1 protein-coding gene is annotated in these 421 nt (G+C 62.5%); it reads left to right on the top strand.

What is annotated here, in order from left to right; genetic code table 11:
- Positions 1–421: tripartite tricarboxylate transporter permease (locus DOM45_RS20245; protein ID WP_240612256.1), on the top strand; the 421-nt coding region annotated here is incomplete at both ends.

Raw genomic sequence — 421 nt, 5'->3', positions numbered from 1 at the left:
CGGGCAGCGGCACCACGGCGGTGCTGCTGGCGATGCTGGTATCGCTCAACATCACCCCCGGGCCGCTGATGTTCACCCAGAACGCCGACCTGGTGTGGGGCGTCATCGCCGCACTGCTGGTGGGCAACTTCATGCTGCTACTGCTCAACATTCCGCTGGTCGGGGTGTTCGTGAAGATCCTGTCGGTGCCGCCGATGTACCTGCTGCCGATCGTGACCATGGTCGCGTTCGTGGGCATCTACTCGATCAGCCACTCGACCTTCGATCTCTACTTCATGATCGCCTTCGGCGTCGCCGGCTATATCCTGCGCAAGCTGGAGATTCCGCTGGTGCCGGTGATCCTGGGCTTGCTGCTGGGACCGGAGATGGAGAAGAACCTGCGCCACGCGATGCAGATCTCCGACGGCGACTGGTCGATTCT

This window comes from Salinicola lusitanus (assembly GCF_003206045.1).
Lineage (GTDB): Bacteria > Pseudomonadota > Gammaproteobacteria > Pseudomonadales > Halomonadaceae > Salinicola > Salinicola lusitanus.
The sequence above is the reverse complement of the archived record's forward strand: the minus strand, read 5'-3'. Positions and strand labels throughout refer to the sequence as shown.